Genomic DNA, 13,888 nt, shown 5'->3' with positions numbered 1-13,888 from the left:
ACCTACCGTGCCGCCGCCTTCAGAGGGACGGAAGGGTCGGCCGCCCGCGCCGGATCCAGTTCGGTCCCGGACACGATCAGCTTGCGGCCCTGAGCCAGATCACGGGGCCTGCCCACCGTCAGCAGGGCCGCCAGCGCGCCCTCGCGCAGCCACAGCACGGACCAGGTGTCCTCCGCCGGGCTGCCGCGCCACAGCAGCGTGTCGGCGGCGCCGTGGTGACCCGCGTACTGGACGAAACGGCCGAACTGCTCGGACCAGAAGTACGGCACCGGGTCGTACTCCTCCGGCGCCCGCGGGCCCGGCTCCTGGTCGCCGACGATGTTCGCCGCGACCGTGCGCGGACCCTGGAGCGCGTTGTCCCAGTGGTGGACGAGCAGCCGCTCGCCGTAACGGCCGGACGGGTAGGAGGCGCAGTCCCCGACGGCGTACACATCGGGAGCGGAGGCACGCAGGTACCGGTCGGCGACCACTGCGCCGTCCGGGCCGAGCTCGATGCCGGAGCCCGCGAGCAGTGCGGTGGCGGGGCGCGCGCCGATACCGACGACCACGGCACCGGCCGGGATCCTGCGCCCTCCGGCCAGGACGACGGCTCCCGGCTCGACGGCTTCCACCCTGGCGCCGGTGATCAGCTCGGCCCCGTGCTGCTCGTACCAGGCGGCCATCGGCGCGGCGACCTCGGCGGGCATGGTCCCGGCGAGCGGGCGGCCCGCGGCCTCGACGACGGTGACGCGGCATCCCGCCTGGCGGGCTGCGGTCGCGAACTCGGCGCCGATCCAGCCGGCGCCGACCACGACGATGTCGTGCTGCTCGGCGAGCAGCGGCCGCAGCCGGGCGGCGTCGTCGAGCGTGCGCAGCAGATGGACTCCGGTGACGCCGACGGCGCCGGGCAGGGTGACCGGCTCGGCGCCGGTGGCCAGGACCAGCACGTCGTACGGGACCGGGCCGGACACGGTGTCGACCTCGTGCGCGTCGGTCCGCACCCGGGTCACCTCGAGACCGAGGCGCAGTTCCACGCCGAGTGCCTCGAAGTCGATGTCGAAGGCGGAGTCCTCCGCCTTGCCGAGCAGGATCGCCTTGGACAGCGGCGGCCTGTCGTACGGCTGGTGCGGCTCCGCGCCGATCAGGGTGACCGTGCCGGTGAATCCCTGCTCGCGAAGGGCGACCGCGGTCTGCACACCGGCCATGCCGGCGCCGACGATCACCGCGCGCCGCCGCGGCACTGCCGTCCGCTGCCCGTCGTCCGCCCGCGTCTGCTGCTGCCGTTCGTCCACCCGCACACCATACGTACCTGACTGGGGGTCAGGAGGCGTGCGGTCAGGAAGCCTGCTCCTCCACGACGCTCGTCCCGCTGCCCTCCTGGGACTCCCACCGCCAGTTCTCCTCCAGCCGCACCCGGCCGTCCGGCAGGTCCACGACCGTGGAGAAGCAGTGGCCGGACGACGTCCCGCCGTCCGTCTTGAGCTGCACATAGCGGAAGTCCAGCCGGTCGCCGTCCCTGGTGCCCACCAGGTGGCCGCGGACCACGTCACCGCCTTCGTACTCGGCCCAGATCCGGCCCTGCTCCTCGTGGTACGTGAACCGGGTCCGCGTGCCGACCTGGCCCGGGGCCTGGTCGGCGACCGGGGAGAGAACAAGACCGTCGAGCGACTTCGCCACTGCTGCGGCTCCCTTACAACGCGTCGGGGGTGAGGTTAGGGTGGCCACCGTAAGGCACTCGCGGGAGCCCGGACGCACCGGGCTGAGAGGGAGGCTGGACGGCCTCCGACCGTACGAACCTGATCCGGGTCATGCCGGCGAAGGGAGGGGCTGGACGCCCATGTCTCGTACACCGAGCCCAGACGTCCTCGTCATCGGGGGCGGGATCATCGGCCTGGTCACGGCCTGGCGCACCGCGCAGCGGGGGCTGCGGGTCGCCGTCGCCGACCCGGAACCGGGCGGCGGGGCGGCGCAGGTCGCCGCCGGGATGCTGGCCGCCGTCACCGAACTGCACTACGGCGAGCAGACGCTGCTCGGCCTCAACCTCGAATCCGCGCGCCGCTACCCGGACTTCGTCGCCGAGCTGGAGGAGACGTCCGGCCGGCGGGTCGGCTACCGCTCCTGCGGCACGCTCGCCGTCGCCCTCGACGCCGACGACCGGGCGCATCTGCGGGACCTGCACGCCCTCCAGCGCCGGTCGGGGCTCGCGTCCGAGTGGCTCACCGGCCGCGAATGCCGCCGCCTCGAGCCGATGCTCGCCCCAGGCGTCCGCGGGGGGCTGCGGGTCGACGGCGACCACCAGGTCGACCCACGCCGGCTGACCGCGGCCCTGATCACCGCCTGCGAGCGGGCGGGGGTCGACTTCCGCCGCAGTTGGGCGGAGCGGCTGCTGGTGACGGGCGACCGGGCGACCGGGGCGGTGCTCGCCGACGGCTCCGAAGTCACCGCCGCACAGGTCGTCCTGGCCGGCGGCAGCATGAGCGGACGGCTGGAGGGTGTACCGAAGGACGTGCTCCCGCCCGTGCGCCCGGTGAAGGGCCAGGTCCTGCGGCTGACCGTGCCACGCCCCTACGCGCCGTTCCTGTCGCGCACGGTGCGTGCCGTGGTCCGCGGCAGCCATGTCTACCTCGTGCCGCGCGAGGACGGCGAGCTGGTGGTGGGCGCGACCAGCGAGGAGCTCGGCTGGGACACGACGGTCACCGCGGGCGGGGTGTACGAGCTGCTGCGCGACGCGCACGAGCTGGTGCCCGGCATCACCGAACTGCCCCTCGTGGAGACCCGGGCGGGACTGCGCCCCGGTTCCCCCGACAACGCGCCGCTGCTGGGCCTCACCGAGCTGCCGGGACTGTTGCTGGCCACCGGGCACTACCGCAACGGCGTGCTGCTGACACCCGTCACCGGTGATGTGCTGGCCGACGCGCTGACGACCGGTGAACTGCCCGAGGTGGCACGGCCCTTCTCCCCGCGCCGCTTCTCGTCCGTCCTTCAGGAGCAGCCCGCATGAACACCTCCGTCAACGACAGCCCCGACACGGCTGTCGCCGCCCCTGCCGTTGCCCCCGTCGCCGCCTCGGTCGCCGCCGACGGTCCGATCCGCGTCCTCGTCAACGGCGAGGCCCGCCACGTCGCTGCCGGCACCACGCTGGAGGTGGTCGTCACAGCGCTCTCCGCCGCACCCTCGGGCGTCGCCGCCGCCGTCAACGAGGCGGTCGTCCCGCGCGGCGAATGGCCCGCCACGCGGCTCGGCGACGGGGACCGCGTCGAGATTCTCACCGCAGTGCAGGGAGGCTGAACGGCCATGGCCGACGACCGTTTCACTCTCGGAGGGACCACCTTCGACTCCCGTCTGATCATGGGCACGGGCGGGGCGCCCAGCCTCGACGTACTCGAGCGGTCGCTCGTCGCGAGCGGCACGGAACTGACGACCGTCGCGATGCGGCGCCTCGACCCGACCGTCCAGGGGTCCGTGCTGTCCGTCCTGGACCGGCTCGGCATCCAGGTCCTGCCGAACACCGCCGGCTGCTTCACCGCCGGCGAGGCGGTGCTCACCGCCCGCCTGGCCCGAGAGGCCCTCGGCGCCGACTGGATCAAGCTCGAGGTCGTCGCGGACGAGCGGACGCTGCTGCCGGACGGCGTGGAGCTGCTCGACGCGGCGGAGACGCTCGTCGACGACGGCTTCACCGTGCTGCCGTACACGAACGACGACCCGGTGCTCGCGCGGAAGCTCCAGGACGTGGGGTGCGCGGCGATCATGCCGCTCGGCTCGCCGATCGGCTCCGGGCTCGGCATCCGCAACCCGCACAACTTCCAGCTGATCGTCGAGCAGGCCGACGTCCCCGTCATCCTGGACGCGGGTGCCGGCACGGCGTCGGACGCCGCGCTGGCTATGGAGCTCGGGTGCGCGGCGGTGATGCTGGCGTCGGCCGTCACGCGGGCGCAGGAGCCGGTCCTGATGGCGGAGGCGATGCGGCACGCGGTGGAGGCGGGCAGGCTGGCGTTCCGCGCGGGCCGGATCCCGCGACGCCACTTCGCGGTGGCGTCCTCGCCGCACGAGGGGCGGGGGGCGCTCGACCCGGAGCGGCCGGCGTTCTGAGGGGGCGGGATCACGGGTGCGGGCGCGTGGCCGCCCGCGGCGCACCGTGTCGCCCGGCCTTTCCCGCTGCACCGATGTGCGGTCCGCCGAGTGGGGGCTGCACCCGGCTCCCGCCCGCCTTCGACGGTGCCCGCGAAGCCGGGCGGGGACGACTTCGTCGGCCCCGCCCACGCCACCACCGCGTCACAGCTCGGCTGCAGTCCCGCCCCGTCCCCGTCCGACCCGTCGGACCCCGTCTCCGCGGCTCGTAGAATCGGCGCGTGGATACGACCCTCCAGGACCCTCTCGTCGGGCAGGTGCTCGACGGCCGCTACCGCGTCGATGCGCGCATCGCCGTCGGCGGCATGGCCACGGTCTACCGGGCCGTCGACACCCGGCTCGACCGGGTGCTCGCTCTCAAGGTGATGCATCCGGATCTCGCCACGGACGTCACGTTCGTGGAGCGGTTCATCCGCGAGGCGAAGTCCGTCGCACGGCTGGCGCACCCGAACGTGGTCGGGGTCTTCGACCAGGGCGCTCAGGGCGCGTACGTGTATCTGGCGATGGAGTACGTGGAGGGCTGCACCCTCCGTGACGTCCTGCGTGAGCGCGGCGCCCTCCAGCCGCGGGCCGCGCTGGACATCCTGGAGCCCGTGCTGGCCGCGCTCGGCGCCGCGCACCGGGCCGGGTTCGTGCACCGGGACATGAAGCCGGAGAACGTGCTGATAGGGGACGACGGCCGGGTCAAGGTCGCCGACTTCGGTCTGGTGCGCGCGGTCGGTTCCGTGACCAACACCTCGGGCACGGTCCTCGGCACCGTCTCCTACCTCGCGCCGGAGCAGATCGAGTACGGCACGGCGGACACACGCGCCGACGTGTACGCGTGCGGGGTCGTGCTCTACGAAATGCTGACGGGCGCCAAGCCGCACGCCGGTGACACTCCGGCCCAGGTGCTGTACCAGCACCTGAACGCGGACGTCCCGGCGCCGTCCGCGCTCTTCCCGGGGCTCGCCGTCGAGCTGGACGAGCTGGTGGCGAGCGCGACGGCCCGTAATCCCGAGGTCCGCCCGCACGACGCGGTGGCCCTGCTGGCGCAGGCGCGTGAGGCACGGGCGGCGCTCGGCGCGGAGCAGCTGGACGCGGTCCCGCCGCGGGCCCGTACCGGGGAACCGGTGGAGGGCGGATCGGACGGCGCCGCGTCCGAAGAGGACCGTACGGACGTCATTCTGCGGGCGCCGGCCGACGCGGCGCCCGGGGTGCACCACACGGCCCGGCTGCTCCTGCCGCCTCCGGAGCGACCGGAGCCCGATCCGGTGCGCCCGGCCGGCCGGGGCCTGCCGTTGTCGCGTCGTGGTCTGTTCGCCCTGCTGCTCGCGGTGATCACCGTGATCGGTGTGGGTGCGGGTGTCTGGTACATCAACTCGGGCCAGTTCACCCGTGTCCCGCCGCTGATCGGCAAGAGCGAGCAGCAGGCCCGGGAGGCGCTCGACAAGGCGGGCCTGGACCTGAAGACCGTCCGCCACGACTTCAGCGAGACAGTGGCCCGCGGCACCGTCATCGACAGCGACCCGGGCACGAACGAGCGGATACGGGGCAACGGCTCCGTGACGATCATCGTCTCCCGCGGTCCGGAGATCGTGAAGGTTCCCGACGTGTCCGGCAAGCCGCTGGCGGAGGCTGAGCGCGAGCTGCGCAAGGTGGGGCTGGCGCCGGGCGTGGTGACCAGGGAGTTCGACGAGACCGTCGCGCAGGGATCGGTGGTCCGCACCGACCCGGCCGCCGGCAGTGGCCGCAGCCCCGACACCGCCGTGTCGATCGTCGTCAGCAAGGGTGCTCCGATCGACATGCCGGACGTGACGGGTGACTCGGTCGAGGACGCGACGGCCGAGCTCGAGGAAGCCGGTCTGAAGGTGAAGGTCGCCGAGGAGCGGATCCACTCCGAGCAGGAGGCCGGTTCCGTCGCCCGGCAGTCGGCCGCCGAGGGGGCCAGGCTGGCCGGCGGCGACACGGTCACGCTGACGGTCTCGAAGGGCCCGCGGATGGCGGAGGTGCCGGACGTGGTCGGCGACAAGGTGGACGACGCCAAGGCCGAGCTGGAGGAAGCCGGCTTCGTGGTGAAGGTCGAGAAGAACTTCCCGTTCCTCGGTGACGAGGTCGAGAGCCAGTCCGTCGAGGGCGGCGGCCAGGCGCCGGAGGGCAGCACGATCACGATCAAGACCAAGGGGCTCTAGTTCTCATGCGCAACCCTGTCGGCGGCCACGTTCCCGTGGCCGGCGGCCTCGCCACGACCGGGCTCGTCTATGCGAGGGAGCTGGGGGCGGAGACCGTGCAGGTCTTCGTGGCCAATCCGCGGGGCTGGGCGACGCCGAAGGGGAACCCTGCCCAGGACGAGAAGTTCCGGGCCGAGTGCGCGGCCGAGGGCATCTCGGCCTGGGTGCACGCCCCCTATCTGATCAATTTCGGTTCGCACACCGAAGCCACCGTCGAGCAGTCGGTCCTCTCCTTGCGGCACTCGCTGCGCCGGGCCAGGGAGATCGGCGCCCGGGGCGTGGTGGTGCACACCGGTTCGGCGACGGGCGGCCGTGCCCGTGAGGTGGCGCTGGCCCAGGTGCGGGAGCGGATGCTGCCGATGCTGGACGAGCTGACGCACGACGACGATCCGTTTCTGCTCCTGGAGTCGACGGCCGGCCAGGGCTCCTCGCTCTGCTCCCGTACCTGGGACTTCGGTCCCTACTTCGAGGCACTCGACGCGCATCCCAAGCTGGGCGTCTGCCTGGACACGTGCCACATCTTCGCGGCGGGGCACGACCTGGCGGCGCCCGGCGGGATGGCGCGGACACTGGATCTGCTGGTGGAAACGGTGGGCGAGGGGAGGCTGAAGCTGATCCATGCGAACGACTCGAAGGACGTCTCCGGGGCACACAAGGACCGTCACGAGAACATCGGCTCGGGCCACATCGGCGAGGAACCGTTCCGTGCGCTGATGGCGCATCCCGCCACCGCGGGCGTGCCTTTGATCATCGAGACGCCCGGTGGCAAGGAGGGACATGCCGCGGACGTGACGCGGCTGAAAGAACTTCGCCGGGACCCTGTGAAATACCCCTAGGGGGTATACGGTTCCTCTTGGTCGGAGGAACCACTACCGCACAGTGGGGGCACGCCATGCAGCACGAGACACAGATGGACCACTCGGAGCACGGGCACCACAATCACCACGGCCACACGCAGGGCGCCGGCAAGGCGAGCTGGAGCATGGCGGCCAAGGCCACCCTGCACTGCCTCACCGGCTGCGCCATCGGCGAGGTGCTGGGCATGATCATCGGTACCGCGCTCGGCTGGGGCAACGTCCCCACGATGATCCTCGCCATCGCGCTGGCCTTCTTCTTCGGCTACTCGCTGACCCTGTGGGCGGTCCTGCGGGCCGGCCTGAGCCTGAAGGCGGCGATCGGCGTGGCCCTCGCCGCGGACACCATCTCCATCACGGTCATGGAGATCGTCGACAACGGGGTACTGCTCCTCGTCCCGGGCGCGATGGACGCCCACCTGGGCGACTTCCTCTTCTGGGGTGCTCTCGCGTTCGCGTTCCTCGTCGCGTTCGTGGTCACGACGCCGATGAACAAGTGGATGATCGGCCGCGGCAAGGGGCACGCGGTGGTTCACCAGTACCACTGAAACGTCGCAGGCGACCTCACGGCCCGGGCTCAGAGCTCCGGGCCGTCCCCCGGTTCCTCCTGGTAGGAGTACCGCTGCTCCCGCCAGGGATCGCCGAGGTTGTGATAGCCCCGCTCCTCCCAGAAGCCACGGCGGTCGGCCGTCATGTACTCCACACCGCGGACCCACTTGGGCCCCTTCCAGGCGTACAGGTGCGGGACCACGAGACGCAGGGGGAAGCCGTGCTCCGCGGTCAGCAGCTCGCCGTCCTTGTGGGTGGCGAACATCGTGCGTTCCGCGACGAAGTCGGAGAGGCGCAGATTGGCGCTGAAGCCGTACTCCGCCCAGACCATCACATGGCTGACGGACGGCGCCGGCGGGGCGAGTTCCACGATCGTACGGGCGGGCACGCCGCCCCATTCGGCCCCCAGCATGCTGAACTTCGTCACGCAGTGCAGATCGCCGACCACGCTCGAGTAGGGCAGCGCCGAGAACTCCTCGTGGTTCCAGCAGCGCTTCTCACCGTCGGCGGTGGCGCCGAAGACCCTGAATTCCCAGCGGTCCGGCTTGAACTTGGGTACAGGTCCGTAGTGGGTGACGGGCCAGCCTCGCTGGAGTCGCTGCCCCGGCGGAAGCTCGGACTCCTCTGGTGCGCGGTATTCCCGGCTCTCCGGCTGACCCATGCCTTCAATGGTGACAGACCGGGAGGGGTGGTCATGACCAGGTCTGGCCCGATTCGGGCAACTCCTACTAAGCATGCACTTACTGGACGCTCCCGTGCCGCGGTGCGAGGATGCGCGAACCTGCCCAGACATACGCGCGGAAGGAGCCTCTGCGATGCAGGGCGACCCCGAGGTCCTCGAGTTCCTCAACGAGCAGCTGACTGCCGAGCTGACCGCGATCAACCAGTACTTCCTGCACGCGAAGATGCAGGAGAACTTCGGCTGGACGAAGCTCGCCAAATACACCCGGGCCGAGTCGTTCGACGAGATGAAGCACGCGGAGGTGCTCACCGACCGGATCCTCTTCCTGGACGGTCTGCCGAACTACCAGCGGCTGTTCCATGTGCGCGTCGGGCAGACGGTCACCGAGATGTTCCAGGCCGACCGGCAGGTCGAGGTGGAGGCGATCGACCGCCTCAAGCGCGGTATCGACGTCATGCGCGCGAAGGGGGACGTCACCTCGGCGAACATCTTCGAGTCGATCCTCGCGGACGAGGAGCACCACATCGACTACCTCGACACCCAGCTGGAACTGGTCGACAAGCTCGGTGAGGCGCTGTACATCGCGCAGCTGATCGAGCAGCCGGAGTCCTAGGCGAGAAGCACGGACCGGCGACGGGCCGGGTCCCGGCTAGGCGGCTTCGCCGAGCGCGGGCCCGGTGCCACTGTCCGGCTCGGCGGCCAGGACGGATGCGCCGCTGCCCTGCTCCAGCAGCTCACGGCGGGGGCAGGCACCGCGGCCCAGGATCCCCTGGATGCGCCGCACGCAGGAACCGCAGTCGGTGCCGGCCTTGGACACGGACGCGATCTGCCGGGGGGTGCAGGCACCGGCATCCGCATGCTCCTTGACCTGCTTCTCCGTGATGCCGAAGCACGAGCAGACGTACACGCGGTTCACCTCCCGGGATCGATAGGTTGTCGCCGTCCCGTTGATCGGTGAGGCTAACCTAACCTTACCCCGGAGGTCCGGGCGGGCAAAAGCCCCGCATATGCCGGTGGGGCGCGGATCACATGGATCCGCGCCCCACCGGCGTATCGCCTCGCCTACTGGGCGCGGTACATCTCCGCAACGAGGAACGCCAGGTCAAGGGACTGGCTGCGGTTCAGCCGGGGGTCGCAGGCCGTCTCGTAGCGCTGGTGCAGGTCGTCGACGAAGATCTCGTCGCCGCCGCCCACGCACTCGGTGACGTCGTCACCGGTGAGTTCGACGTGGATACCGCCGGGGTGCGTGCCGAGCGCCTTGTGGACCTCGAAGAAGCCCTTGACCTCGTCGAGCACGTCGTCGAAGCGGCGGGTCTTGTGCCCGGACGCCGCCTCGAAGGTGTTGCCGTGCATCGGGTCGGTCACCCAGGCCACGGTCGCCCCGGAGGCGGTGACCTTCTCGACCAGCTCGGGGAGCTTGTCGCGGACCTTGTCGGCGCCCATGCGGACGATGAAGGTCAGCCGGCCCGGCTCGCGGTCGGGGTCGAGACGGTCGATGTACGTCAGTGCCTCGTCCACCGTCGTCGTCGGCCCAAGCTTGATGCCGATCGGATTGTGGATCTTGGAGGCGAACTCGATGTGCGCGCCGTCCAGCTGGCGGGTGCGCTCACCGACCCAGACCATGTGGCCCGAGGTGTTGTACAGCCGGCCGGTGCGGGAGTCGGTCCGCGTCAGGGCCGACTCGTAGTCCAGCAGCAGGGCCTCGTGGGACGAGAAGAACTCGACCGTGCGGAACTCGGCCGGGTCGGTCCCGCAGGCCTTCATGAAGTTCAGCGCGTTGTCGATCTCACGGGCGAGCTGCTCGTAGCGCTGGCCGGAGGGGGACGACTTCACGAAGTCCTGGTTCCAGGCGTGCACCTGGCGCAGGTCCGCGTAACCGCCGGTGGTGAAGGCGCGCACCAGGTTGAGCGTCGAGGCGGAGGCGTTGTACATCCGCTTGAGGCGCTCGGGGTCCGGGATGCGGGCCTCTTCGGTGAAGTCGAAGCCGTTGACGGAGTCGCCGCGGTAGGTCGGCAGGGTCACGCCGTCGCGGGTCTCGGTCGGCTTGGAGCGGGGCTTCGAGTACTGGCCGGCGATACGGCCGACCTTCACCACGGGCACGGATGCGGCGTAGGTGAGGACCGCGCCCATCTGGAGCAGGGTCTTCAGCTTGTTCCGGATGTGGTCGGCGGAGACGGCGTCGAAGGCCTCGGCACAGTCGCCGCCCTGGAGCAGGAACGCCTCGCCCTTGGCGACGGCTCCCATCCGGGCGCGCAGCTGGTCGCACTCGCCCGCGAAAACGAGCGGCGGATACGACTCGAGGTCCGCGATCACATCGCGCAGAGCCTCGGCATCGGGGTACTCGGGCTGCTGCGCCGCGGGCAGGTTTCGCCAGGTGTTGCCACCGGTAGCGGTGGTCTTAGCGTTCACGGTCACAAGCACAACCCTACGGCGTCCCGCCACCTGTCCGGCCGCGTGCCCAGCGACTGAGACGGCCGCCCGAAATGTCCCCCGACGACGTTCACCCGATCGAGTGATGTTACCCTGCGGCGCGTTTTCGAAACGGATCACAACACAAGACGGACCAGGGGTGGGCGTGAGCCAGGGGCACCGCAGAGATCGCAAGAAGAAACGGCTCTTCTACGGGGTGGCGGCAGCAGTCGTCGCCACTGCCACGATCGGGACGGTCGCGGTGGCATCACCCGACCTCGTCGGTCTCGGCGACGAGGGCAGCCGGAACGAGTCGCTCCAGAGCCAGTTCGCGGAGGCGGCGCGCGAGTTCGACGTACCCCGGAGCGTGCTGATGGCGGTCTCGTACCGGCAGACGCGCTGGGAGGCCCACGAGGGCGAGCCGAGCGTCACCGGCGCGTACAACGTGATGGGCCTGACGGACGTCGACCCGGAGGACATCGAGACGGAGGAGGCCGGCGAAGAGGCCATCGCCCACTTCAACGGCAGCGGCAAGCGGGAGATCGAGAAGTCCTTCGATCCTGCCAAGGTCCGTCGGATTCTGGCCGAGGCGACCGTCGACACCGACGATCCCCGGCTCCACACCGTGGACAAGGCCGCCGAGCTGATCGACAGCTCCCCCGAGGCGGTCCAGAAGGACACCTTCGAGTCCATCCGGGCCGGCGCGGCCCTGCTCGCGGAGTACCAGAAGGAGGCCGGCGCGGAGCTGTCCGACGACCCGGGCGCCTGGTACCCGGCCGTGGCGCGCTACAGCCAGTCGCCGGAGAAGAAGGGCGCCGACCTCTTCGCCAAGCGGGTCTTCGAGTCGATCAGGACGGGTGAGCGGGAGCTCACGCTGGACGGCGAGCAGGTCTCCCTGCCGGCCGACCCGTCGGTCCGGCCGGTCAAGCCCGCGAACGTCCCGCTGGCGGCGAGCTACGCCTCCACCACGGCGGCGCCGACGCCCGAGTGTCCCGCCGGCCTGAACTGCAACTTCGTGCCGTCCCGCACGTCGAGCACGGGCAAGCGCAACTACACGCTCGGCGACCGCCCGAACCAGGGCGTGGGCATCCGCCAGATCGTCATCCACGACACCGAGGGCGGCTACGACGGCTCGCTCGCGGCGCTCACGAACCCGGACGTCCCGGGCAGCGCGCACTATCTGATCCGCGCCTCGGACGGTCTGGTCACCCAGATGATCGAGAACAAGCACCTGGCGTGGCACGCGGGCAACTGGACCCACAACATGCATTCGATCGGCGTGGAGCACGAGGGCTACGCGATCAAGGAAGGCAAGTGGTACACCGAGTCCCAGTACCAGTCCTCCGCCGACCTGGTGAAGTTCCTGGCCGCGAAGTACGACGTGCCGCTGGACCGCGAGCACATCATCGGCCATGACGAGGTGGCGCTCCAGACGGACGCCGGCATGGCCAATCTCCACTGGGACGCGGGCCCGTACTGGGACTGGAACCACTACATGGGCCTGCTCGGCGCCCCGCAGGGCGACCAGGGCGCGGGCGGTCCGCTCGCGGCCGGCCAAGTGGTCCGTGTCGTTCCCCCGTTCACCACGGCGAACCAGCCGAAGCTCACGGTCGGCGGCAACGCCGTCACCGCCCGCCCGTCCAACTTCGGCTACCTCTACACGTCGCCCTCGACGAGCGCGTCGACGCTGACCGACCCGTATTTCACCTCCCTCTGGTCCGAGGGCTCGAACTACGGGAACAAGGTCCGTGCCGGTGGCAGCTACGTCGTCGCCGAGGCCAGGACCAACTGGACGGCAATCTGGTACGCGGGCAAGAAGGCCTGGTTCTACAACCCGGGCGGCCAGTACACCGTCCCGGTGACCGATGCCACGAGCGTCAAGGTGAAGGCCGGTGCGACCTCGGCCAAGGTCTACGGGCGCTCCTTCCCGGAGACCGCCGCCTACACCGCCGCGGGCCTCGAGGCGCCCGGTGACGAGAACGCCCACCTGACGAAGTTCACCTTCGCCTCCGGCCAGGCCTATGTGAAGGCCGGACCCGCGGTGAAGGGCGACGACTGGTTCGGCTCCGCGCAGAAGAACGTCATAGGCGACACGCTCTACGTGCCGATCCGCTTCCACCACAAGATCACCTGGGTGAAGGCGGCGGACGTCGTGGAGGCCACGCCCACCGCGCCGGACGCCGGCACCACCCGGTTCAACGTGCTCGCCCGTGACGCCGGCGGCTCGCTGTACCAGTACCAGGGCACCGGCAGTGCGACGACGCCGTTCTACCCCCGCTACCGGATCGGCGGCGGCTGGCAGGGCTACAACGCCGTCACCGACCTCGGGCCGCTCCGCGCCGACGGCACCGGTGACATGGTGGCCAGGGACGGCTCCGGCTACCTCTGGTACTACAAGGGCAGCGGCAACAAGAACCAGCCGTTCCGGGCCCGCGTCAACGTCGGCCCCGGCTGGAACATGTTCAACATGATCGTCGGCTCGCGGGACCTCGACGGTGACGGCATCGCCGACATGGTGGGCCGTGAGCCGTCCGGCGCCCTGTGGTTCTACAAGGGCACGGGCGTCCCGTCCGCTCCCTTCGCCCGCCGCTCCAAGGTCGGCGACGGCTGGCAGACGTACAACATGCTCGTCGCCACCGGTGACCTCGACAAGGACGGCAAGGCCGACGCGGTCGGCCGGGACAAGTCCGGCTACCTGTGGTTCTACAAGGGCACCGGCAACGCGACGGCTCCGTTCGCCCCGCGCATCAGGGTCGGCGGCGGCTGGAACATGTTCAACATGCTGGTCTCCACCGGCGACCTGAACAAGGACGGCATCGCCGACATGGTGGGCCGTGAGCCGTCCGGCGCCCTGTGGTTCTACAAGGGCACCGGCGTCCCGACGGCTCCCTTCGCCGCCCGGACCTCGGTCGGCAACGGCTGGCAGATCTACAACACGCTGGTCTGATCCGCGTCACCTCGCACACCCCGCCCGCGTCGTCGGGGCCGTCCTCATCGTGGGACGTGCCCCGCCGGCGCGGGCGGATGCGTTATCGTCGGCGTCATGTTCGCGCAGCAGATCCAGAACTGGTGGTGGA

Annotated in this window: 13 protein-coding genes and 1 riboswitch; of the genes, 8 read left to right on the top strand and 5 right to left on the bottom strand. The window is 70.7% G+C overall.

Features of this window, described 5'->3' with window-relative positions; genetic code table 11:
• Positions 1-2: 2 nt before the first annotated feature.
• Both GLX30_RS25990 and GLX30_RS25985 read right to left on the bottom strand, forming a co-directional pair.
• Entirely contained in the window at positions 3-1,184 is a 1,182-nt protein-coding gene (locus GLX30_RS25990; RefSeq protein WP_244258497.1) for an FAD-dependent oxidoreductase, read from the bottom strand.
• A gap of 130 nt (positions 1,185-1,314) precedes the next feature.
• The gene (locus GLX30_RS25985) at positions 1,315-1,656 is read right to left on the bottom strand and encodes a hypothetical protein (RefSeq protein WP_159692855.1); all 342 of its coding nucleotides are present in this window, start codon (positions 1,654-1,656) and stop codon (positions 1,315-1,317) included.
• Positions 1,657-1,706: 50 nt separating this feature from the next.
• Positions 1,707-1,819, top strand: a riboswitch (TPP riboswitch).
• On the opposite strand from GLX30_RS25985, the gene thiO reads away from it, so the two are divergent.
• From thiO to GLX30_RS25955, 6 genes are all read left to right on the top strand, one after another.
• Positions 1,817-2,980, top strand: coding sequence for a glycine oxidase ThiO (gene thiO, locus GLX30_RS25980; RefSeq protein WP_159692853.1), 1,164 nt, complete (start codon positions 1,817-1,819; stop codon positions 2,978-2,980). (Overlaps the previous riboswitch by 3 nt.)
• Positions 2,977-3,267, top strand: coding sequence for a sulfur carrier protein ThiS (thiS, locus tag GLX30_RS25975; RefSeq protein WP_159692851.1), 291 nt, complete (start codon positions 2,977-2,979; stop codon positions 3,265-3,267). Before thiO ends, thiS begins: the two co-directional genes overlap by 4 nt.
• 6 nt (positions 3,268-3,273) lie before the next feature.
• Positions 3,274-4,068, top strand: a complete 795-nt coding sequence (locus tag GLX30_RS25970) for a thiazole synthase (RefSeq protein ID WP_159692849.1) — start codon at positions 3,274-3,276, stop codon at positions 4,066-4,068.
• 260 nt (positions 4,069-4,328) lie between these two features.
• Positions 4,329-6,278 (top strand): Stk1 family PASTA domain-containing Ser/Thr kinase, encoded by a 1,950-nt coding sequence (gene pknB / locus GLX30_RS25965; protein WP_208545487.1) that lies wholly within the window; start codon positions 4,329-4,331, stop codon positions 6,276-6,278.
• 5 nt (positions 6,279-6,283) lie between these two features.
• The gene (locus GLX30_RS25960; RefSeq protein ID WP_159692847.1) at positions 6,284-7,153 is read left to right on the top strand and encodes a deoxyribonuclease IV; all 870 of its coding nucleotides are present in this window, start codon (positions 6,284-6,286) and stop codon (positions 7,151-7,153) included.
• 56 nt (positions 7,154-7,209) lie between these two features.
• Positions 7,210-7,719: a DUF4396 domain-containing protein gene (locus GLX30_RS25955; protein WP_159692845.1), complete on the top strand. Its 510-nt coding sequence runs from the start codon at positions 7,210-7,212 to the stop codon at positions 7,717-7,719.
• A gap of 29 nt (positions 7,720-7,748) precedes the next feature.
• On the opposite strand, the gene GLX30_RS25950 is transcribed toward GLX30_RS25955, so the two are convergent.
• Positions 7,749-8,381, bottom strand: a complete 633-nt coding sequence (locus tag GLX30_RS25950; protein WP_159692843.1) for a sulfite oxidase-like oxidoreductase — start codon at positions 8,379-8,381, stop codon at positions 7,749-7,751.
• A 154-nt stretch (positions 8,382-8,535) separates the two neighbouring features.
• Between GLX30_RS25950 and bfr the strand changes: the two genes are divergently transcribed.
• Positions 8,536-9,015 (top strand): bacterioferritin, encoded by a 480-nt coding sequence (bfr, locus tag GLX30_RS25945; protein WP_159692841.1) that lies wholly within the window; start codon positions 8,536-8,538, stop codon positions 9,013-9,015.
• A gap of 36 nt (positions 9,016-9,051) precedes the next feature.
• On the opposite strand, the gene GLX30_RS25940 is transcribed toward bfr, so the two are convergent.
• Positions 9,052-9,318 (bottom strand): (2Fe-2S)-binding protein, encoded by a 267-nt coding sequence (locus GLX30_RS25940; RefSeq protein WP_167306868.1) that lies wholly within the window; start codon positions 9,316-9,318, stop codon positions 9,052-9,054.
• Between the two features lie 146 nt (positions 9,319-9,464).
• A complete protein-coding gene (locus GLX30_RS25935) occupies positions 9,465-10,811 on the bottom strand; it encodes a 3-deoxy-7-phosphoheptulonate synthase class II (RefSeq protein WP_167306932.1) in 1,347 nt (448 codons plus the stop codon).
• Positions 10,812-10,977: 166 nt separating this feature from the next.
• On the opposite strand from GLX30_RS25935, the gene GLX30_RS25930 reads away from it, so the two are divergent.
• The gene (locus GLX30_RS25930; RefSeq protein ID WP_167306867.1) at positions 10,978-13,758 is read left to right on the top strand and encodes an N-acetylmuramoyl-L-alanine amidase; all 2,781 of its coding nucleotides are present in this window, start codon (positions 10,978-10,980) and stop codon (positions 13,756-13,758) included.
• Positions 13,759-13,888 lie beyond the last annotated feature (130 nt).

Source organism: Streptomyces sp. Tu 2975, from assembly GCF_009832925.1.
GTDB lineage: Bacteria > Actinomycetota > Actinomycetes > Streptomycetales > Streptomycetaceae > Streptomyces.
Note: the sequence above shows the minus strand (reverse complement) of the source record. Positions and strands in the feature narration are given on the sequence as shown.

Bases quoted from the DNA above. Each gene is read 5' to 3' on its own strand.
- bfr (WP_159692841.1), top strand. From the start codon at position 8,536: ATGCAGGGCGACCCCGAGGTCCTCGAGTTCCTCAACGAGCAGCTGACT.
- GLX30_RS25970 (WP_159692849.1), top strand. From the start codon at position 3,274: ATGGCCGACGACCGTTTCACTCTCGGAGGGACCACCTTCGACTCCCGT.
- thiO (WP_159692853.1), top strand. From the start codon at position 1,817: ATGTCTCGTACACCGAGCCCAGACGTCCTCGTCATCGGGGGCGGGATC.
- GLX30_RS25960 (WP_159692847.1), top strand. From the start codon at position 6,284: ATGCGCAACCCTGTCGGCGGCCACGTTCCCGTGGCCGGCGGCCTCGCC.
- thiS (WP_159692851.1), top strand. From the start codon at position 2,977: ATGAACACCTCCGTCAACGACAGCCCCGACACGGCTGTCGCCGCCCCT.
- GLX30_RS25950 (WP_159692843.1), bottom strand. From the start codon at position 8,381: ATGGGTCAGCCGGAGAGCCGGGAATACCGCGCACCAGAGGAGTCCGAG.
- GLX30_RS25955 (WP_159692845.1), top strand. From the start codon at position 7,210: ATGCAGCACGAGACACAGATGGACCACTCGGAGCACGGGCACCACAAT.
- GLX30_RS25990 (WP_244258497.1), bottom strand. From the start codon at position 1,184: ATGGCCGGTGTGCAGACCGCGGTCGCCCTTCGCGAGCAGGGATTCACC.